Here is a 23,074-nt window from a genome sequence, read left to right as displayed (position 1 = left end):
GCGATGATTTCGCACTGAAATGATACCTTTGCGAGATGATTAGAAATCGAACGTTACCTAAACGAGCCCGCAAAATAATCTTGTGAAATAGAGGGTTATGGCTATTAATGTAAAGAAACGCAAAAAGCCGCGAGGATCGCTCCCCGCGGCGTTGTTTTACGCAATTAACAATTGATGATTTGCCAGCAGCGTCGCCAGATCCGTCTGCACGCCGTTCAGCGTCACCAGGGTGGTTGGCGAGAACTGGCCGCCCGTCCCGTCGAGGTCAACCTGGATCTCGGTGTTGCTGCCGTTCTGCACCACGCGGATGTAGTCAGCAACGTTGCCCGCGCTACTGTCCAGCGTCGCCACGCCGTTCACGTAGCTCGCCGAGCCGGTGCCGGTATAGCCGCTGTCGGAAAGCAGGTCGCGCAGATCGATGCGGTCCGTGTCTGCCGTCCCTTCCCAGGTACCGACGGTAAAGCCGTTCACCACATCGCTACCGTTGCCGCCCGTCGCGTCAGACGCGTTGATCAGCTTATAGAGCAGCGTGTCCTGACCGCCGCTGCCGATGTTGAAGGTGTCGTTACCGCCGCGGCCTTCAAAGAAGTTATCCGCGGTATTGCCTGTAAAGACATCGTCACCATTTCCACCAGCCAGCCCTTCAATGTTGACAAACCGTGCAGAACCAAAACCTGTATCTTGCATACCGGTCTTACTGAGATCGATATTCAGCGCTGTCGAACCAGCGAGCTTGTAATCGACAATATCCATTCCCCCTTCGGCGGTCCAGACGTTCACATCGGATACCACGCGGCTACCGCCGCCACCGTTATAAATATGCGTACCGGCCGTTGCGTATAGCGTGTCGTTGTAACCTGTTCCTACAATACCTACTGAATTGCTTCCATCCGTTGCGGCCTGGGCGCTATCAACGACTGCATCCCCATTTTCTGCGGTCAATACATAGGCATGGTTCTTCTCTACCGCTTTGAGTCCCGCCCAGGAAGCGTTGACGTTCTCGATGGTATTCGTTGTCCCGGAAGAGTCGAAACTGACGGACGAAACACCGCCAAAGTCATTAGCATTAGAAAGCAGTACAGCGCTGTAAGACTTGCTCGCATCAAGACCGTAGAAATACACCAGCCCTGTCGAATCGTTCATGTTCACGCCGCCCTGCGGGTTAAGGACCTGTGAACTAACAACTTTACCGGTACTCTCGTCTACCAGCAGTACCGTATTACCATAGAAGGCGTTAATACCGTTGGCGTCAGAAATACGCAGAATGATGCTGGTTCCATCGTTGATGGTACTGGTATTTTCGATGTACTCCGTCTTGCCACCCGCCGCGCGGAACACGACTAAATCGCGATCGCCATCATAATCAAGGTCGAGCGCTAGTGCTCCCGTGGTGACGTTAGTGCTGCCCTGATTTGCGCCCGTTAACAGCGTTTGCGATGACCAGTTAACCTGCCCTGTACCGGCGTTCACACCATTGTTGAGCCAGAGCATGCCGATATTGTTGGCGTTAGTGGCAACTGTGCTGCCCGCTGCGCCCGCAATCTCGATCAGATCCATCTTGCCATCACCGTTCCAGTCCACCGCCAGCGAGGTCATGCTGTTTACGCTGTCGCCGAAGGTCTGAACATTCGACCCGGTTCCCACACCGTTAGCCGCCGCGGTTAAATTCCCGGCACCATCGTTGTAGAAAACGGCACTGGTGGCGTTACCCTGACCGGTTAGCCCTCCCACAAAGAGATCCATATAGCCATCGCCGTTAAGGTCGGCCCAGGTCATAGTGGTGTAATAATTACTCGTCGTACCCTGATTTCCATAGAAAACCCCCGTCACAATCTGGGTATTGGTCAGCGTATAATTACCGTTTGCATCCACGCCATTGGTCGCGACCACCAGTCGGGTATTCGCACTGCTGGAGCCTCCGCCTGAGGTATAGTTGGTGCCTACCGTCCCGTGATACACAATGTCGACATAGCCATCATTGTTGAGATCCACGCCAGAGAGATCGCGGCTCATTTGCGCATTGTTATTGTTGGTCGATGCCACCCCATCCTGGGTTGTAGCGGTTTCAACATAAGCACCACTTTTGTCAAAACCGATAATAGTGCCGTCCGTGTTCATTACGATTTGCGTATCATAGCCACCCGGTGCGTTGGAATCGTTTGGAGATCCATCGCCGTATACCATGTCGACAAATCCATCCCCATCAATATCAATGCCCATTACGCCGCCGTACCAACTCCATGTATTGCCATTGACATCATTTGTCTGTCCCGCAACGCCATTAGAACCCACCTGGAAGGTGGTGTAGGTGCCGTCCGCATTGTATTTGAAAGACTGCTGGCCATTTGCATAACTGGTATCTGCACCGAGGATATCCATCAGGCCATCACGGTCAAAGTCGACAAATGTTGATTGCTGCTGTCTGTCCGGACCACTGATTGCGACGGAGCTGAATGAACCTAACGTCGTCGAACTGGTTGCGTTCTGGGTAAAGACCGTAGAATTGCTGAGGATCCTCCATGAGCCATCTTCAGCCAGAGTCAGTGCCGTGCCCGTATCCTGCGAAGAGGCTGCGGTCGAGGTAAAACTTATTTCCGGCGTCGGTGATACCGTCAGCTCGTTCGCGGAGTCATCCGCCGTGATCTGCGTGCCGTCAGCTTTGTAAAGTGCAGCCTTGACATCATATGTGCCTAGCGCCAGGGCGTCTGCGTCAGGGATCTGCACGTACCAGGTACTGTTCTTAGGATCAACAACGACAACGCCATTGCGAGAACTGTAAACCACATTGTTGACCGTCACTTCAACGTATTCACCATCGAGGATCTCGAAGTCAACGCGGCCGGTGATAATCGGCGTGGTATCCAGGGTATCCTGCACCTCTACATACATTTGCAAATCAACGGTGAAATCAAACACAGGTGAAGGTGTGGTTTCATTTCCAGCGGCATCGACAACGACCGCATAAAATTCCCCTTTTTCTCCATCTACCAGCGGATCCGTCAAGGCGAAGGACCAGGAAGTACCGTTTACGTCAGCCTCGCCAAGCAAGGTGCCGTCGGCGCGATACACACGCACCAGCTCGCCGGTCAAAAGCGAGGAAGACAACGTGCCGTTTAGCACAGGCAAACGATCGTCTGTTGTCGTGCCAGCACTAAACTCACCGCGTGATGAGCCTACCTCATCCGTATAGCTAATAATTGTCGCTGCGGTGTTAGACGGCGTCAGATCGACGGTAACCACCTGCTCAGCCGTTGCGCCTGTATTCCCCGCTAAATCTACAACCCGAACTTGATAGGTATGTTCCCCTTCAGGCAAATCGCGGATATCGATGAAGCTCCAGCGGTTGCCATTCATCGTGACATACTGCCAGGTCAAACCGTTATCGACGCTGATCTGCACATATTCACCGCTGGAAAGCGGCGCACCAATCGAACCATTGATAGTCAGTGACGTATCATTAGTCAGGAAGTCGCTGTCGCTATAGCCCGTATCGGTTGAAATACTGTCAATGCTGACGGTAATCGCACTATCAGGCGCCACCAGGTCCACGGTCACCTTCTGATATGCCGACCCACCAATGTTACCCGCGATGTCTATTACCCGCACATAGTAGTCATAGGTGCCGTTACCCAGCGTGCGGCCGTCCACGTAGTACCAACTGTTGCCGGTGACGATCACGTTCTGCCAGCTGACTCCGCCGTCGATGCTAATCTGGGCATATTCGCCGTCGGCCAGCGTTGCGCCGAGCGAGCCGTGCAGCGTCAGGGAGGTATCATTGGTGATAAAGTCGCTGCTGCTCAGGCCGGTATCGTCGCTGATGCTGTCGATAGCGATCGTTTTGCTGGCGTCCGGCGCGACGGTATCAATGGTCACCACCTGGCTGGTGGTGGCGCTGATATTCCCCGCGTCGTCAATCACCCGCAGCTGGTAGTTGTAGTCTCCGTCGGCCAGCGTGCGGCCATCAACGTAGGTCCAGCTCAGACCGCTGACGCTCACGTTAGTCCAGGTCGCGCCACCGTCCAGGCTGATCTGCGCGTGGTCGCCGCTGCCCAGGGCCGCGCCGAGCGTCCCTTTCAGGCTAATCTGGTTGTCGCTGGTAATGAAGTCGCTGTCGGACAGGCCGGTATCCTGCGAGACGGAATCCACGGTAATGCTCGTCGCCGCAGGTTTCGTCAGATCGATTACCACGTCCTGGCTGTCCGTTGCCCCGACGTTGCCCGCGTTATCAATGACGCGCACCTGGTACGGGTACGTCCCGTCCGTCAGGGTACGCCCATCGGTGTAGCGCCAGGTGGTGCCGGTCACGGTCAGGTCAATCCAGGTTGAACCACCGTCCAGGCTGATCTGCGCCTTCTCGTTATTGCCGAGCTGCGCCGATAGCGAACCGTTCACCACCACCTGCTTATCGTTGGTGATGAAGTCACTCGCGCTCAGGCCGGTATCGTTTTGCAGGGAATCAATGCTGATCCCCATTGACGGTGCGGTGAGATCCACGGTAACGGTGTGGTTATCGCTGGCGCTATTGCCGATGGCGTTGCTCACCTGCGCGTTAATCACGTACGAACCGCCGTCCGCCAGCGCGGTCACGTCTGCGCTGCCGACCGTATAGCTCCAGGTGCCGTCATTTTGAACAGTAGCCGTGTAGGTTTTACCGTTAAGCGTAATGGTCACCGTCTGGCCCGCAGGCGCGTCGGTGGTGCCGCTGACAATTAGCGGCGTGCCGTGCTCGGCGGCGTTGACGATATCGTCCTGGGCAAAGGTGTTAATGACGATGGTCGGCACGTCGCCGTTCAGCGTCACGTCGTGTGTTGCGCTGCCCGGGTTACCCGCCTTATCGCTCACCGTAGCCGTAATGGTGTAATCCCCATCGCTCAGGCCGAGGAAGTCGCGGCCCGGCACGAAGACCGACCACGAACCGTCTGCTCCAACGGTCGCCTGATAGCTGTGCCCGTTGAAGGAGACGGTCACCGTCTGGCCCTGCTCCGCGGTGGTGGTCCCGCTAATAGTCTGCCCCGCCAGCTGCTCGGCGTTGTTGACGATATCGTCATCGGCCACGGTGCTGATGGTGACGGCTGGTGCGACGGTATCGACCGTTAAGGTATGGGTCGTCTGGCCGCTGTTACCGGCTTTATCGTTGACCACGGCGGTCACCGTCAGCGCACCCTGGCTCAGTGCGACCAGGTCTGCCGCCGGAACGTCCAGCGTCCAGGTGCCATCGCTGCCGACAAGCGCAGTGTAGGTTTTTCCGCCCAGCGTGACGGTCACCGTCTGGCCTGCTTCCGCGCTGGAAGAGCCGTGTACGGTGAGCGGCTGCTGAGCTTCCGCCGCATTCAGCACGTCGTCGCCCGACAACGTGTTCACGCTAATCACCGGCGCGGTGGTGTCCACGCTGATGGTATGCGTCGCCGAGGCGCTGTTCCCGGCGCTGTCCTGCGCCGAAGCAGAAACCTGGTAGCTCGCGCCGTCGGCCAAAGCGCCCACGTCGGCGGCCGGAACGGTGGTCTGCCAGGCGCCGTCGCTCTGAATGGTGGCCGTATAGCTCTTACCATTCAGGGTGATAGTGACCTGCGTGCCGCTGGCGAACTGCGCACTGGAACCGTTGATAACCAGCGACGCGCCCGCTTCTGCCGCATTGATCACGTCATCACCGCTGAGGGTGTTGACGGTCAGCGCGACCGATGCGGTATTTACCACCACGTCATGGGTCTGAGTGCTGCTGTTGCCTGCGCTGTCGGTGATAGTCGCGCTGAGGGTTACGGTGCCGTCGGCCAGTGCGGAAATCACGCTGGCCGGAACGCCCACGCTCCAGTAACCGCTGGCGTCAACGGTGGTGGTGTACTGATTCGAACCGATGGTGATAATCAGCTTATCGCCGACGCTGGCGCCGGTTGCGGTGCCGCTGACGATCTGCGCCTGCCCGTGCTCCACGCTGTTGATGACGTCATCACCCGCCACGACGTTAAAGCTGACGGTCGGCGGCGTGGTATCAAGCGTAATCGCTTTACCCGCGTTGCCCGGGTTACCCGCGGCGTCACTCACGCTCACCTGCACGGTGTAGCCGTTATCCGCCAGGGCGGACAGGTCTGTGCCCGGCACGTTAACGCTCCAGACGCCGCCCTGCTGAACCTGCGCGGTGTAGCTGTTCCCGCCGAAGGTTACGGTTACCGTCTGACCGACTTCCGCCGTGGTGGTGCCGGAAATGGCCACGCCCGCAGCCGCTTCGCTGCCGTTGATCACGTTGTCGCCTGCGACCGTGTCAATCGTCACGGTTGGCGCGGTGGCATCTACACTGTATTCGCGGCCCGCCGAAGCGCTGTTGCCGTGCGCGTTGGTGATGCTCACCTGCACGCTGGCGTCGCCGTCTTTCAGACCCGCCAGATCCGAGGAAGGCACGTTCGCCGTCCAGTTGCCGTCGGCATCGACTTTGGCGGTGTAAGACTTGCCGCCAAAGATGATGGTCACGGTCTGGTTCTCTTCCACATTGGATGTGCTGCCGGATAGCACCAGATCCGCGCCTTTCTCCGCCGCATTAATCACGTCGTCGGTGGCGATGGCATCGATGCTGATCGCCACGGCTGCCAGATCGATGGTGACGTCGTGGCTGATGGAGACCGGATTGCCCGCCGCGCTCTGGCCCGCTACGGTGACGGTCATCGTGCCTGCGGCCAGAGCGCCCACGTCTGCCGCCGGGATCGCCGCGGTCCAGGAGCCGTCTGCCAGTGCCGACGCGGCATAGGTCTTGCCATTCAGGGTCACGGTGAGCGTAGTGCCCGCCGCCAGCCCATCGCTTGAGCCAGTGACGATAAGATTCTGACCATGCTCAATGCTGTTGATCACGTCATCGCCCGCCACGGTATCCACGCGCAGCCCCGGCAGGCTGGCGTCGATAGTGATATCGCGCTCGCCCGTTCCCGTATTGCCATGGTCATTAGTGACGGTCGCTGACACCGTTAAATCGCCGTTGCCCAGCGCCGTCAGAACCGACTCAGGCACGTTCACGGACCAGGTCAGATCGCTCTGCACCGTCGCGGCGTAGCTGTTGCCGCCGATGGTCACCGTCACGGTGTTGCCCGCCTCAGCGTTCGTTACCCTGCCGCTGAGGGTCTGCCCCGCAGCCACTTCCGCCGCGTTAATCACGTTGTCGCCCGCCACTGTGTTGATGGTGACGGTTGGCAGCGCGGTGTCGACAAGCAGGTTCGCGGTATTGCTCACGCTGTTGCCCACGCCGTTGGTGGCGGTCGCGCTCAGGGTGTAGTTGGCTTCGCCCAGGCTCGCCAGATCCGCCGCCGGAACGGTCAGGCTCCAGGTGCCGTCTGCCGCAGTTGTCGCCGTGTAGTTTTTACCGTTCAGAATTACGGTCACCACGGTGCCTTCCGCCAGGTTGGCGCTGGTGCCGCTGACGCTCAGGTCCTGCCCTTTTTCTACCGCGTTCAGTACGTTGTCATCGCTGATGGCGTTAAAGCTGACCGACGGCAGACCGGTATCGACGGTCACATTATGCGTGCCGCTGCCGGTGTTGCCCGCCGCGTCGGTGACAGACGCAGTGACGGTCACGGTGCCGTCGCTGAGGACTGAAATGACGCTGGCCGGAACGCCCACGCTCCAGTTACCCGCCGCGTCCAGCACGGTGGTATAAGTCTGGCCGCCAATCGTGACGGTGACCTTATCGCCCGCTGCCGCGCCGGTGGCGGAGCCGCTGACGATCTGCGCCTGATTGTGTTCAGCCGCGTTAATCACATCGTCACCTGCAACGGTGTGGATGGTCACCCCAGGAACGGTCACATCCACCGTCAGAGTGTGATCAACCGATGCCGGGTTACCCGCCTTGTCGCTGACTGAGGCAGTGACCGTCACGCTGCCGTCGGTTAATCCTGCCAGATCCGCCGCCGGAACGTTCAGCGTCCAGCTGCCGTTCGCGCTCACGGTTGTGGTGTAATCTTTGCCGTTCAGCGACACGGTCAGCGTCTGGCCCGCTTCGGCGGTGCTGGTGCCGGAGATTGCCAGGTCTGACTGCGCTTCCGTGGCGTTGAGGATATCGTCTGTGGCAATCGTGTTGATGGTCACGGACGGCGCGGTAGCATCCACGCTGTACTCGTGGCCCGCAGACGCGCTGTTGCCGTTCACGTTGGTGACGCTCACCTGCACGCTGGCGTCGCCATCCTTCAGGCCAGCCAGATCCGCTGACGGCACGGTGTAAGTCCAGTTGCCGCTGTCGTCCACGGTGGTGGTGTAGATCCTGCCGTTCAGACTGATGGTCACGGTCTGCCCGGCTTCCACGTTGGTGGTCGCACCGGACAGCACCAGATCCGCGCCCTTCTCCGCCGCGTTAATCACGTCGTCGGTGGCAAGCGCATTGATGCTGATGGCAACGGTAGCCAGATCCACGGTCACATCGTGGCTGATGGTGATCGGGTTACCCGCCGCGCTGTCGCCGGTAACGCTGATTTTCACGGTGCCTTCCGGCCACGCGCTCACGTCGGTGGACGGGATCGCCGCGCGCCAGGTGCCGTCTGCCAGTACCGTTGCCGCGTAATCTTTACCGTTGACGGTAACCGTCAGCGCCGTGCCCGGCGCCAGCCCGTCGCTGGAGCCTGAAACAATCAGGTTCTGCGCGTGCTCAATGGTGTTGATCACGTCATCACCCGCCACGGTATTCACGCGCAGGCCCGGCAGGTTAGCGTCGATAGCGATCTCGCGCTCGCCGGTCCCGGTGTTGCCGTGGCCGTTGGTGACGGTTGCCGTCACGCTCAGGCTGCCGTTGCCGAGTGCTGTCAGCACGTCAGACGGCACATTCACGGACCAGGACAGATTGTTCTGCACCGTTGCGGTGTAGCTGTGGCCGCCGATAGTCACCGTCACGGTGTTGCCCGCTTCGGCATTCGCCACGGTGCCGCTCAGGGTCTGACCTGCCGCCACTTCCGCCGCGTTGATGACGTTGTCGCCCGCCACGGTGTTGATGGTGACGGTTGGCAGCGCGGTGTCCACCAGCAGGTTCGCGGTGTTGCTCACGCTGTTGCCCACGCCGTTGGTGGCGGTCGCGTTCAGGGTGTAACTGGCCTGACCGAGACCGGCCAGATCCGCCGCCGGAACCGTCAGGCTCCAGGTGCCGTCTGCCGCAGTTGTCGCCGTGTAGTTTTTGCCGTTCAGAATTACGGTCACCACGGTGCCTTCCGTCAGGTTGGCGCTGGTGCCGCTGACGCTCAGGTCCTGCCCTTTTTCAACGGCGTTCAGGACGTTGTCATCACTGATGGCGTTGAAGCTGACCGACGGCAGACCGGTATCGACGGTCACATTATGCGTGCCGCTGCCGGTGTTGCCCGCCGCGTCGGTGACAGACGCAGTGACGGTCACCGTACCGTCGCTGAGGCCTGAAATCACATTTGCCGGAACGCCCACGCTCCAGTTACCCGCCGCGTCCAGCACGGTGGTGTAAGTCTGGCCGCCGATCGTGACGGTGACCTTATCGCCCGCCGCCGCGCCAGTGGCGGAGCCGCTGATAATCTGTGCCTGCTTGTGTTCAGCCACGTTAATCACGTCGTCGCCTGCCACGGTGTGGATGGTCACAGTCGGAACGGTGACGTCCACCGTCAGGTTGTGGTCCACCGACGCCGGGTTACCCGCCTTGTCGCTGACTGAGGCAGTTACCGTCACGCTGCCGTCGGTTAATCCTGCCAGATCCGCCGCCGGAACGTTCAGCGTCCAGCTGCCGTTCGCGCTGACGGTTGTGGTGTAATCTTTGCCGTTCAGCGATACGGTAAGCGTCTGGCCCGCTTCGGCGGTGCTGGTGCCGGAGATTGCCAGGTCAGACTGCGCTTCCGTGGCGTTCAGGATATCGTCTGTGGCAATCATGTTGATGGTCACGGACGGCGCGGTAGCATCCACGCTGTACTCGCGGCCCGCCGAGGCGCTGTTGCCGTTCACGTTGGTGACGCTTACCTGCACGCTGGCATCACCCTCTTTCAGACCGGTCAGATCCGAAGATGGCACCGTGGCGGTCCATTTACCCTCAGCGTCCACCGTGGCGGTGTAGTTCTTGCCGCCGAAGGCGATGGTGACGGTTTGATTTTCCTCCACGTTCGCAGTGGTGCCGGAGAGCACCAGATCCGCGCCCTTCTCGGCGGCGTTGATCACGTCATCGGAAGCGATGGCGTCAATGCTGATGGCGACGTTTGCCAGATCCACCGTCACATCATGGTTGATAGTCACCGGATTGCCCGCGCTGCTCTGGCCTTCAACGGTCACGGTGACCGTGCCTGCGGCAAGGGCACTCACGTCCGCAGAAGGGATCGCCGCACTCCAGGTGCCGTCTGCCAGCACGGTAGCCGCATAGGTTTTACCGTTTACGGTGACGGTCAGCGCCGTACCCGCCGTCAGGCCATCGCTTGAACCCGTGATAATCAGATTCTGCCCGTGTTCGATGCTGTTAATCACGTCATCGCCCGCCACGGTGTCCACGCGCAGGCCCGGCAGATTCGCGTCTATCACGATTTCGCGCTCGCCCGTTCCACTATTGCCCACGCCGTTGGTGACGCTGGCTGACACGGTTAAATCGCCGTTGCCCAGCGCGGTCAGCACAGACTCCGGCACGCTCACGGACCAGGTGAGATCGCTCTGCACCGTTGCGGTGTAGCTGTTGCCGCCAATGGTCACGGTCACGGTGTTACCCGCTTCGGCATTCACCACCTTACCGCTGATGGTCTGGCCGGTTGCCAGCTCCGCCGCGTTAATGACGTCGTCACCTGCCACGGTGTTGATAATCACGCCCGGCAGAACGGATTCCACGTTCACGGTGTGCGAGGTGCTGGTGCTGTTGCCGACGCTGTCCGTCGCGGAGGCCGACACGGTGTAAAGCGCTTCACCCAGTTGCCCCACCTCGCTCGCCGGAACGGTTGTAGTCCATTGGCCATTGGTAGCTACCGTGGCGCTGTACGCTTTGCCGTTGAGCATCACGGTCACCACCGCGCCCGCCGCCAGCCCGGAAGCCGTACCTGTGATGGTCAGATCCTGGGTTTTCTCGGTGTTGTTGATCACATCGTCACCGGACACGGTGTCGATGGTCAGCACCGGCGCGGTGAGGTTGACTTCAACCTCGTGCGTTGTGCTGTTGCTGTTTCCGGCTTTATCGGTCAGCGCCGCGGTGATGGTGTGATCCCCGGCAGTCAGAGCACTCACGTCCGCCGCAGGCACGCCCACGTTCCACTTGCCGGAAGCGTCCAGGGTCGCCGTGTAATCTTTGTTATTGATGGTGACGGTCACCACGTCACCCGCCGCCGCACCGGTCACGGAACCGGTGACAATCAGCGCCTGCGCATGCTCGGCGCTGTTGATCACGTCGTCGTCGGAAACGGCGTTAATGGTCAGCTGTGGCACCGTGGTATCCACCAGCACATCGCGATCCGCCGAGGCCGGGTTACCCGCTTTATCCTGGACGGCTGCCGTGATGGTGTAATCGCCGTCGGCAATCGCGCCGACATCCGCAGACGGTACGGTGACGCTCCAGCTGCCATTCGCCTGCATGGTGGTGGTGTAATTCTCGCCGTTCAGGGTCACGGTCACTGTCTGGCCCGCTTCCGCGTCAGAGACGCCGTTGATGACCAGATCCTGCTGCGCTTCGGCAGCATTGATGATGTTGTTGTCGCTGACGATTTCAATCGACACCGTCGGCGCGGTGGCATCCACGCTGTACTCGCGGCCCGCAGAGGCGCTGTTGCCGTTTACGTTGGTGACGCTGACCTGCACGCTGGTGTCGCCGTCTTTCAGTCCGCCCAAATCGGCAGACGGTACGGTCGCCGTCCAGTGGCCGCTGGCATCCACCGTCGCGCTATAGGTCTTACCGCCGAAAATGATATTAACGGTCTGGTTTTCTTCCACGTTGGTGGTCGAGCCGGACAGCACCAGATCCGCACCCTTCTCGGCTGCGTTAATCACGTCGTCGGTAGCGATGGCGTCGATGCTGATGGCGACCGGCGCCAGATCCACCTTCACGTCATGGCTGATGGAAACCGGATTACCCGCCGCGCTCTGGCCGTCAACGGTCACGGTGACTGTACCTGCGCTCAGCGCGCCGACGTCAGCCGCCGGAATAGCCGCCGTCCAGGTGCCGTCCGCCAGCACGGTTGCCGCGTAGGTTTTGCCGTTGACGGTGACCGTCAGCGCCGATCCGCTCGCCAGCCCGTCGCTGGAGCCGGTGATAATCAGGTTTTGAGTATGCTCGATGCTGTTGATCACATCGTCGCCTGCCACGGTATCCACGCGCAGGCCCGGCAGGCTGGCATCAATCGTAATGTCGCGCTCGCCGGTGCCGGTGTTGCCGTGGCCGTTGGTCACGCTCGCTGTTACGTTGAGATCGCCGTTACCGATAGCGGTTAAGACGTCAGATGCCACGTTAACCGACCAGCTCAGATCGTCCTGAACCGTCGCGGTATAGGTGTTGCCCCCGATACCGATCGTGACAGTGTCACCGCTCGCCGCGCCGCTCACTTTCCCGCTCAGGGTTTGTCCGGAAGCCACTTCCGCTGCGTTAATCACGTCGTCGGTGGCAACTGCATTAATGGTGACCTGCGGCAGCGCGCTGTCGACCAGCACGCTATGGCTGGTGTTCGCGCTATTACCCGCGGTATCGGTCACGCTGGCCGTCACGCTGTAGCTCGCTTCGCCCAGTGCCGAGACGTTTGCCGCCGGAACGGTGACGCTCCAGTTACCGCTGGCATCGGTGGTGGCGGCGTAACTGATACCGTTCAGGGTTACGGTGATGCGGGTCCCGTCCGGCTGGTTGCTGGTGCCGGAGACCAGCAGATCCTGACCTTTTTCGGTCGCGTTGATCACGTCGTCAACCGCCAGGGTATTGATGGCAATCACCGGCGCGGTCAGGGAGACGTCAAACGCGTGCGTCGCGCTGGTGCTGTTGCCCGCTTTATCGGTGAGTGTCGCGGAGATCGTCTGATCGCCGTTAGCCAGCGCGCCCACGTCCGTCGCCGGAACGCCCACGCTCCAGTTGCCGGACGCATCCAGCATCGCGGTGTAGTCTTTGCCGTTCAGGGTCAGGGTAATCACATCGCCCGCCTGCGCGCCCGTCACCTTGCCGGTGACAATCAGCGCCTGGCCGTGCTCGGCAATATTAACAATGTCGTCGCCCGCCACAATGTTGAAGGTAATCTGCGGCACGGTAGTGTCGACCAGCACGGACGCCCCCGCGCTGGCCGGGTTGCCCGCTTTATCGGACACGGTCACCGTGACCGCCGCGCTGCCGTCGGCGATCCCCGCCAGATCCGCCGCCGGAACGTCCAGCGTCCAGCTGCCGTTCGCCTGCACCTGGGCGGTGTACTGATTGCCGTTGAAGGTCACGGTGACCGTCTGGCCTGCTTCGGCAGTAGACGTCCCGCTCAGGGTCAGATCCTGCGCCGCCTCTGCCGCATTCAGCATGTTGTCGCCGCTGATGGTGTTGATGGTGACCGCTGGCGCGGCGGTATCGACGCTGAATGCCTGCGAGGAAGAGGCCGCGTTGCCGTTCACGTTGGTGACGCTGACCTGTACGCTGGCGTCGCCGTCCTTCAGGCCGCTCAGATCGGCAGCCGGTACGGTGCAGGTCCAGTCGCCGTTGGCATCGACCATCGTGGTCCAGGTTTTACCCGCAAAGATAATGGTAACGGTCTGGCCCGCTTCAACGTTTGAGGAGGAGCCGGACAGCACCAGATCCTGGCCTTTTTCTGCCGCGTTCAGCACGTTGTCATCCGTCACGCTGTTGATGCTTATCGCCACCGGGGCGAGATCGACATCCACCACGGTACCGATGTTCACCGGGTTGCCGGAGGTATCCTGCGCGCTGGCGCTGATGGTGAGCGCTCCATCCGCCCACCGGGAGACGTCCGCGGCCGGAACCGCAGCCTGCCAGGTGCCGTCCGCCAGTACCGAGGCGGAATAACTCTTGCCGTTGATGCTCACGGTGACGGTGCTACCCGCCGCCAGGTCGGTGCTGGTGCCGGAGATAACCAGGTTCTGCGCGTGTTCAATAACGTTAATGACGTCGTCACCAGCGACGGTATCAATGCGCAGGCCGGGCAACTGGGCGTCAATGGTGACATCCAGGGAAGACGATCCGGTATTACCGTGCGCGTTCGTCACGCTGGCCGAGACGGTCAGGTCGCCGTTGCCGAGCGCGGTTAACTGACTCTGGGTTAACGGCAGGCTCCAGGTGAGATCGTCCTGTACGGTAGCCGTGTATGTCTGCCCGCCGATGATAATGGTGACGGTATCGCCCGATGCCGCGTTCGATACTTTCCCGGTCAGGGTTTGCCCTGCGGCCACTTCCGCCGCGTTAACGATATTGTCGCCCGCGACGTTGTTGAGGGTAACAACCGGCAGCGAGCTGTCCACCAGCACATCGTGCGTGGCAGAGGCGCTGTTGCCCACATTATCGGTGACGCTCGCCGTCACGGTGTAATTGGCTTCACCCAGCGCGCTCACCACAGAGGCGGGTACGGTAACGCTCCAGTTGCCACTGGCGTCGGTGGTGGCTGCATAGTTGATACCGTTCAGATTAACGGTGATGGTGGTTCCTTCCGGCTGGTTGCTGGTACCGGAAAGCAGCAGATCTTCGCCCTTCTCTGCCGCATTGATCACGTCATCCGCTGCCAGCGTATTAATACCGATTACAGGCGTGACTGTATTGACCACCACATCCACTGAACTGCTGCCGGTGTTGCCGGACCGATCGGTCACGGAGACGTTAATGGTCCAGGTGCCGTCCGTCAGCCCCTGAACGACGGACGCAGGCAGGCCGAGGCTCCAGTTGCCCGCCGCATCCACCACGGTGGTGTAGTCCACGTTATTGATGGTGATGATGACCAAATCACCCGCCGCCGCGCCGGTGACGGAGCCGCTCAGGATCTGCGCCTGTGAATGGGCCAGCTGGTTAACGGTGTTGGTGTCGGTGACGAAATCGTTGATGGTCACCTGCGGTTCGGTGGCATCCACCAGCCCAACGCGGTCCGCGCTGCTGCTGTTGCCCGCCACGTCACTGACGGTGGCCGTGACGGTGACATTGCCATCGGTCAGCGCGCCAACGTCGGCGGCAGGCACGTTCAACTGCCAGCGACCGTCCGCCTGGACCGTGGTCTGGTAAGATTTACCGTTCAGCGTCACGGTGACCGTCTGGCCCGCTTCAGCGGTTGTGCTGCCGCTGAGCACCAGATCCTGCTGCGCTTCTGCCGCATTAATGATGTTGTCGTCGGTCAGGTTATCAAGCGTAATGGCTGGCGGCTGTGTATCGATAATCACCACGCGTGAGGCGTCCGCGCTGTTGCCGTTGACGTTAGTCACGCTGACGCTCACCTGCGCCCGCCCGTCGATCAGCGTTTCCATCGCGCTCGCCGGAACGGTCAGGCGCCAGGAGCCGTCCTGCTGCACCTGTGCGGTAAAGGTTTGATCCGCGAATTTCACCACCACGGTCTGCCCGGCCTCTACGCCCTGCGTCTGACCGGAAAGCGTGACATCCGCGCCTTTTTCCGCCGCGTTGAGCATATCGTCAGTGGTTACGGTATCGATGGTGACGGCCACCGCGTTCAGGTCAAGCTCGATCGGGTGTTCAGCCGCCACGGTGTTGCCCCAGGCATCTTCCGCACTGACGCTGACGGTCATGCCTCCCGCCGTCCATGCCTGCAGGTCCGCTGACGGCACGCCAATCTGCCAGCTGCCGCTGGCGTTAACCGTGGTGACGTATTCAACATTATTGATGGTGACGGTGATCTGTGTGCCTTCGGCCAGATGAGTGCTGGAGCCGGTCACGGCCAGATCCTGCTGCTGCTCGATGGCGTTAATCACGTCATCGCCAGAGATCGTGTTCACGCGCAGGCCCGGCAGTTCGGCGTTGATGTTGATATCACGTTCGCCGGTGCCGGTGTTGCCGTGCGCATTGGTGACAGAGGCGCTGAAGGTTAACTCGCCGTCGCCAAACGCCTGAAGGTCGGCCGATGGGATGGTCACGCTCCATTTCAGGTCGCTGCCAACCGTCGCGGTGTAGCTCTTGCCGCCCACGGTGACAGAGACGGTATCGCCCGCCGCCGCGCCGGTGACGCGTCCGCTGAGGGTTTGGTCAACCGCCGCTTCGGCGTTATTGACCAGGTTATCCCCGGCAAAGGTGTTGAGGATCACCTGCGGCAGCGCGGTATCGACCAGCAGATTCGCCTCGGCGGAGCCGCTGTTACCCACGCTGTCGGTGCCGCTGACGCTCACGGTGTAAAGGGTATTCGCCAGATCCAGCACGTCGGAGACCGGCACCTGAACGGACCAGCTACCGTTCTCAACGGTGACCTGATAGTTAACGTTGTTCAGCGTCACGGTGACAGCGCTGCCGTTCGGCAGATTACTGGTCCCGCTCAGGCTCAGAGGCTGCATGGCCTCCAGCGCATTCAGGACGTTATCCTGGCTGATGGGGTCAAGAGTAAATTCCGGCGGGTTGCCGCTGAGCGTAATGCCGTGCGTCGCGCTGCTGGTGTTGCCCGCCGCATCGGTCACGGAGACCGAAATGCTGTGGCTACCTTCACCCAGCGCGCCAATGACAGAGGCTGGCACGCCGACGCTCCAGCTGCCGTCCGCCTGGACGACACCGGTAAAGGTCTTGCCGCCAACGGTCACGGTGACAACGTCGCCCGCCGCCGCGCCGTTCGCCTGGCCGGAAATAATCTGCGCCTGCCCCTGCTCGCTGGTGTTCAGAATGTCGTCGCCCGCGACAGTGTTGATAGTGACCACTGGCGCTACGGTATCGACCGTGAAATCGGCGGTGGTGGAGGCCCCGTTACCCGCTTTGTCGCTGACGTTTGCCGTCAGGGTGTGCTCGCCGTTAGCCATCGCCTGTACTTCACTGGCCGGAAGCGTAACGGACCAGGTGCCGTCGCTGCCCACGGTCGCCGTGTGATTTTTGCCGTTCAGCGTGACCGTCACAATCTGGCCCGCTTCCGCATCGGTTTTTCCGGTCAGCGTCAGCGGCTGATTATGTTCAGCCGCGTTGATGATGTTGTCCTGGGCGATCGTGTCGACAGAAATCGCTGGCGCAGCGGTATCGACGCCAATCGTCTGGCTGCCGGTCACGGTGTTGCCCGCCGCGTCTTTGCCGCTGACGTTGACCGTCCAGGTACCATCGCCCAGCGCCTGCGCGTCAGCAGCAGGCACCTTCACGCTCCATGCGCCGTTTGCCCCCACTTCTGCGGAATAGGTTTTACCGTTCAGCGTGACGGTAAGCGCCGTTCCCTGCGCCAGGTTTTTGCTGGTGCCGGACAGCGTAAAGCCAGCGGCCTGCTCGCTGGCGTTGATCACGTTATCGCCCGCCGTGGTGGCGAGCGTCACGCTGGCATCCGCTGTAGAAACGGTTACGGTAATACTGCCCGCAGAGGTCGTTTTACTGCCGTCGATCTGGACGACGGACCAGGTATGTTCCCCCTCCGCCTGGGTCGGAAGTGTTACCGTCCAGGTGCCGTCCTTTGCGACCATGGTGCTGGCGATGGTGCTGCCGCTGCTGTCTTTAACCTGAATGGTCGCGCCCGGCTGCCCGATACCGCTGAAGGTTGGGGTGTTATCATCCGTGACCTCTTTTGCACTCAGCACCCCCTGCTTGTCACCCGCGTTATCCGTCAGCAAAAATGTTGGCGTGGCGCTTTCGACTTCTTTCGTATTATCAATAACTTTTGTTTTGGTTTCGCCGTCACCGCCGTGAGCCAGCAGTGCGCCAATCGCACCGCCTCCCAACGCCGCTCCGGCAATCCAGCCCCACGGCGCATCGCTTAAGACGCTTCCCTGCTCCAGAAAAGGTTCAATGCTGCTAATGGGTGCAGCCTGGGCGGTTAATTCGGTGGCGGCAACGCCTGATGCTTCCCCGGCATCGGCAAATGAAATATGCGTCAACTCCTGGTTATCGTTAAATACCAGTTCGGAATGATTATGGGTTTCCGTGTCTTCGGCAAAATAATTATTGCAGCGGATCACGCTGCCATCTTTCATATAAATGAGGAGGTCATTCCCCTGGCGGACATAACGCACCACGTCCTGAGCAGAACCCTGAATTTCAATCACGCTCGGCGATGAAATAGAGACCGAGAGATTCCCTTCACCGGTTAATTTCGTTTTTTCTGCCGTTTTTCGAATGATAACATCAACAACTTTTGCGTTACTCATATTCTTCTCCTTGCAGGTGCGCGTATTCCTGTGGTTATGTCCACCAGAGGGATGTAACAATCCCTGGGAAAAACCACCCATTATTGTCTGACTTATTTCGCGCAGAAAGGCGCGCCTTTTTTAACTCAAATCAGGTAATTTCGCGGCAGCGTTTTTCTCTATTCCGATAAGCGGCATGAGATTATCCACCGCGGAGGCGTAATTAATCGCCGCGCTCCAGCCATCGTATTCAGCCATTATTTTCGCTGAGGTGGCAGACCAGACATCCTGCTCCACGCTGAGCAGATCGTTAATGCTGCGCTTGCTCAGGGTATATTCATTTTTGTAGACGTCGCGGGCGCGCAACGCATTTTCCAGCTGACGTTTTCCGGCCTCCATACGTCCTTGCGCCCCGGTCCAGTCGGCCTGTGCGACGGAGGCTTTTTGCAGGACATCAAAACGGGCCTGATCGACCTGAGACGATGCCATTGCCCTTGCGCCCTCGGCCTGACGGACGCGCGCCGAGACCGCGCCGCCCTGATAAAGCGGTGCATCAATATTGAGCTGGATCTGATCATCCCAGTACGCGCGATTATCAGACTCGTACCGGGTGCGGCCCCCTTTCAGGCTTAAGGTTGGCCAGTGCTGTGACTTCGCGGTTTCTACGCCGTACTGGGCTGAACGCTCCATGTTCTGCGCGGCCATCACCGTTGGGATCAGTGAATAATCAATTCGATTGAGAGAATCCGGCTCCACGGCCAGACCTCCCGGAACCGGTGAATAGCGTTCAGTCTGTATGCCAGTCAATACCGCCAGCCGCGCGCGGGCGCTGTTCAGTGACGCATTGTACTGCTCTACCGTCGCCTGCATTCCGGCAATACGGGTGCGGGTCTGAAGCTCATCAGAGGTGGAGCTTACGCCTGCATCGGCGCGGAGTTTTGCCAGCTGCTCAACGTTTTTAAGCGCCTGCACGTTCTCTGTTGCCGCCTGTAGCAGATCGCTGTAGCGTTTCACTTCCACATAGCTGAGGGCCGTTTTTTCCGCGACGGCAGACATCGTGCTCATCAGTTGGTAGCGATAGCTGTCACGCTGAGCTGAAGACTGGCTGATGCTGTTATTGGTCTTGCCAAAATCGTACACAAGCTGCGTCAGGCTCAGCCCCCAGGCTGCGGAATTTCGCAACGAGCCGCTCGAATCGGTGGTCTGGCTGTGACCCGTACTCCCGTTCAAGGCTATTTGTGGCATCCAGCCACTACGCGCTTCGTCTATTTGTGCCTGGCCAATCCCCAGCTGTGCAGCCTGCTGACTCACCGACGGGTCGCGGTCAAGAGCGAAAAGAATACTTTCTTTCATCGTCATTGCCGCAACGGGAGATATCCCTACCAGACCGTTAGTTGCATGAGCCGCAGTCACCACCAGTGAAATTAAGGTCAGGGAAGCAGATAATCTGAGCATCCTGTTATTGCATTTCATCTTTATAATACCCCCGGACTTCAGGTGATGGCTAAATAATTACCAGGAAGAGGTACAAATAATTCACCCTATTTGCCCCACTCCTGTTTGATAAATTCCGCCAATAGTCGACCACACCCATTTCAATTGAGATGAGAGCCGTTCAATCTCTTTTTTTCTTTTAAGAATTTACTTAAATATTTATTGATTCGCAGCATAACAAAATGTGATATGAGCGACCACATCCGTAATGTTAATGTGGTGTTACAAATAAGAAAAAAGATGGGATTTCTGGACAAATGGCTATTAGATGCGTTTACGCTGAATCATATAAACCCTCTGTAATTTAAGGAAAATTCTGAAACACCTTGATGTACATTTTTGCGTTTATTTCATCTCGAATCAGACACAAAGATTTTCAAAGAACTGTCAATTTAAGTCATTCGCTGATTAATATTAAATTATTTTACTTTAAAAAGAATATCCAATAGATATAAGCACCAATTTATATTTATAATCTGGTTTTATATTCTTATTCGAACTCCTTATTCGGTAGCTTTAACCAAATTTCTATGTAAAACATAGCGTTAACATCAGGTCTAAACGATACATACATGTTTTTGATGACTGATTAATGCTAATTCAATATTCACCTTATTAAACTGTTTTTGGACAACATCCCCCTCCTGTTACGATTCCCTTTCCTGTAAAATGCTGTAAACTGCATAGTATTGCGACATTTTGCAGGATACTGCACCCATGCATAAAACCGCCAGACAAAAATATGTACTTGAAATTATTACTGAACAAGGCCAGGCCAGCATCACTGAGCTGGCAGAAAAGTTGCAGGTTTCGGCGGATACCATCCGTCGCGATCTGACCGATCTGGAAAAACAGGGACTGGCGCAAAAAAACCATGGCGGCGCCATCGCGCTGAATCTCTCGACGATGAACCGAGTTAGCAGGAATACCTTACTGCCTGAAATCAAGCAGCGGCTGGGTAAACAGGTTGCGCAGTGCGTACCTGCGGGCTCGACGCTTTTTCTCGACGCCGGAAGCACACTTCTGGCCGTTGCCTTTTTCCTGCAGGGACCGCTGACCATCATCACCCCTTCTCTTGATATCGCCCAGCAGGTTAGCGATCGGGAAGATATCGGTCTGATCCTGCTTGGTGGAAAGTGGGATCAGAAACAGCGCCTGTTTGCCGGAAGCGCCACCCTTTCGCTGCTCTCTCGCTACCGGGCGGATATCGCCATCCTTGGCGCATGCGCCATTCATGCCGAGCTCGGATTGAGCGCCAGTCAGGAGGCGGATGCCGAGGTGAAGCGTGCCATGCTGGCCGCAAGCCAGGCGCACTGGGTAGTCGCCGATCATCTGAAACTCAACCAGTGCGAACCTTATCTGGTTTCAGGGTTATCCCAGATTCATCAACTGTTTTTAGATCGTCCCTGGGCAGAGCTCGGGGACCATAGCGCCGTGCAGGTTACCGTTTGCGCGCATTAACGTGGAGAAGGTCATGAATAAAGTGAAGACAATGAATATTGCGCTGATCGGGTATGGTTTTGTGGGTAAGACGTTTCATGCCCCGCTGTTCCAGTCCGTCGACGGCCTGAAGCTGGCGGTGGTCTCATCCCGGGATGAAGAAAAGGTCAAACGCGATCTGCCGAATGTCCTCGTTGTTGCCACCCCTGAAGAGGCTATTCAGCACCCGGATATCGACCTGGTGGTTATCGCCTCCCCTAACGCGACCCATGCGCCGCTGGCCACCCTGGCGCTCAACGCCGGCAAGCACGTAGTGGTGGATAAGCCGTTTACGCTCAATATGCAGGAAGCGCGGGATTTGATTGCGCTTGCGCAAGAAAAACAACGCCTGCTCTCTGTCTTCCATAACCGCCGCTGGGACAGCGATTTTCTCGGCATTAAGCAGGTGATTGAGCAAGGCAGTATCGGCAAGGTAAAACACTTTGAATCGCATATCGATCGTTTCCGCCCGGAGGTTCGCGTGCGCTGGAGAGAGCAAAATGTTCCCGGCAGTGGCCTGTGGTTCGACTTAGGCCCGCACATGATTGACCAGACGCTACAGCTTTTTGGTCTGCCGCTGTCGGTACAGGGCAACATCGCCACCCTGCGTGACGGTGCGGAAATTAACGACTGGGCGCACGTGGTGCTGAACTATCCTGAACACAAAGTGGTCCTCCATTGCAGCATGCTGGTGGCAGGCGGCGTTGCCCGCTTTACCGTCCACGGCGATAAGGCCAGCGTGGTGAAAGCGCGCATCGATCAGCAGGAAGCCCAGCTTCTGGCAGGCGTCATTCCGGGTAGTGAAAGCTGGGGTGAGGACAGCGACGCTATGGTGCTGTTTAATGCCCAGGGTGAAGCCAGCGCTATCCCTGCGCCAAAAGGCGACCAGCGGCAGTACTATATAAACGTGCGCGATGCCCTGAACGGCAAGATTGACAATCCGGTCCATCCGGTGGAAGCCCTGGCGGTGATGGCGGTGCTGGAAGCGGCGGTAAAATCTTCAGAAACGGGTACAACTCAGGAACTGGATTTAACGGCGCAGGAGCGCGCGCAACTGCAATAAGCCGCAAAAAAAATGCCCTGCGGGTTGGCAGGGCATTATCGGTCACTGACGCTTTTTCGGCATCATGCGAAGCAGCGTATTGTCTTTCCAGAAATAGTGATGCATCAGCGCGGCAAAGGCGTGCAAACCAATCACAAAATACCCCAGATTCGCCAGCGATACGTGCCACGCTTTTAGCGTATCCACCAGGTCAAAATTCCCCTCCGCCGCATGCGGCATCGTCAGGCCAAACGCAAACCAGTCATTTCCCCGGTTATACATCATCACCATGCCGATCAGCGGCAGCGCAATAAACAGCAGGTAGATAACCAGATGCCCCAGATGGGACAGCCCGGTGATCATCGCTTTTGGTTTCGGTTGAATGGGCGGAGCCGGGAATTTCAGGCGGATAAACAGGCGCGCCACCATCAGCACCAGGATGCTGATCCCGCAGGAAACGTGGATCATATTAATAAGCGGACGATCGGTTCGCGGGAACCAACCTCTGAACTCCATGGCGCAATAGGCCATAATCACTAACAGAAAAACCAGCCAGTGAATGCTGATTTGCAGACCCGTATATTTTGTGCGCATGTTGTTTCCCGATAAATAACAGTTATCGCGCCAACATAACCACCTTTCCTGAAAATGTGAACCCCCTTTTACGGAGGGCCGAGTATTCCCAGTTATTTGAAATCAGAAGCATTAACGTGCCTTCAGAATAACGGAGGGATTACAGCGATGCCCAGGTCCGGCTGTAAATCGCTGAGGCGTTTGCCTTCCGGCCGGGGCGAGGCGCAGGGATGCGCCGAGAGGGCGGGCTTTACAGGGATGTTACCTCCGCCCGTCCCCGATAAGCCGGAAGGAATAAGCCGAAGGGACCGCGAAGCGGCGATTTACCGCCGGGAGCCAGGG

5 protein-coding genes are annotated in these 23,074 nt (G+C 58.6%); 2 read left to right on the top strand and 3 right to left on the bottom strand.

The features are described 5' to 3' along the window. Positions 1-156: 156 nt before the first annotated feature. Positions 157-18,165 (bottom strand): Ig-like domain-containing protein, encoded by an 18,009-nt coding sequence (locus tag BFV65_RS09900; RefSeq protein WP_069596539.1) that lies wholly within the window; start codon positions 18,163-18,165, stop codon positions 157-159. 120 nt (positions 18,166-18,285) lie between these two features. Further along, entirely contained in the window at positions 18,286-19,599 is a 1,314-nt protein-coding gene (locus BFV65_RS09895) for a TolC family outer membrane protein (protein WP_223862012.1), read from the bottom strand. 756 nt (positions 19,600-20,355) lie between these two features. On the opposite strand from BFV65_RS09895, the gene BFV65_RS09890 reads away from it, so the two are divergent. Next, entirely contained in the window at positions 20,356-21,099 is a 744-nt protein-coding gene (locus BFV65_RS09890) for a DeoR/GlpR family DNA-binding transcription regulator (RefSeq protein WP_069596538.1), read from the top strand. Between the two features lie 13 nt (positions 21,100-21,112). Beyond that, positions 21,113-22,180 (top strand): oxidoreductase, encoded by a 1,068-nt coding sequence (locus BFV65_RS09885; protein ID WP_069596537.1) that lies wholly within the window; start codon positions 21,113-21,115, stop codon positions 22,178-22,180. 42 nt (positions 22,181-22,222) lie between these two features. Here BFV65_RS09885 and cybB read toward each other — a convergent pair whose 3' ends face one another. Continuing rightward, on the bottom strand, positions 22,223-22,753 hold the full coding sequence (gene cybB, locus BFV65_RS09880; RefSeq protein WP_069596536.1) for a cytochrome b561: 531 nt from the start codon (positions 22,751-22,753) through the stop codon (positions 22,223-22,225). Positions 22,754-23,074 lie beyond the last annotated feature (321 nt).

The organism is Enterobacter hormaechei subsp. hoffmannii (genome assembly GCF_001729745.1).
GTDB lineage: Bacteria > Pseudomonadota > Gammaproteobacteria > Enterobacterales > Enterobacteriaceae > Enterobacter > Enterobacter intestinihominis.
Note: the sequence above shows the minus strand (reverse complement) of the source record. Positions and strands in the feature narration are given on the sequence as shown.